We start from the raw sequence: 339 nt of genomic DNA on the forward strand, positions 1-339 counted from the left end.
CGAGGCCCAGAGCTACGGCGCGGGCGGCGGGGTCAATGTCACCATCATGGCCCGCGACGCCGAGAGCTTCCGGCAGTCGCGCACGCAGGTCGCGGCGGACATCGCCCGTGCCGTGTCACTCGGGCGGAGGGGCATGTGATGGCGTTTCACGAGGTCCGGTTTCCCGACAACGTCAGCCGCGGCGCGCGGGGCGGGCCCGAGCGGCGCACGCAAATCGTCGAGCTCGCCTCGGGCGACGAGGAGCGCAACGCCAGCTGGGCCAACTCGCGCCGCCGCTACGATGTCGCCTACGGCATCCGCCGCGCAGACGATCTGGCGGCCGTCGTCGCCTTCTTCGAA

At 72.0% G+C, this 339-nt stretch carries 1 protein-coding gene; it reads left to right on the forward strand.

Features of this window, described 5'->3' with window-relative positions; all coding sequences use genetic code 11:
- Positions 1-138 precede the first annotated feature (138 nt).
- Positions 139-339 (forward strand): DUF2460 domain-containing protein (locus AB6A65_RS16800; RefSeq protein WP_371039520.1); only part of this gene is annotated, 201 nt, incomplete at its 3' end.

Origin of the sequence: Rhodosalinus sp. FB01 (genome assembly GCF_041365715.1) — a bacterium.
Lineage (GTDB): Bacteria > Pseudomonadota > Alphaproteobacteria > Rhodobacterales > Rhodobacteraceae > Rhodosalinus.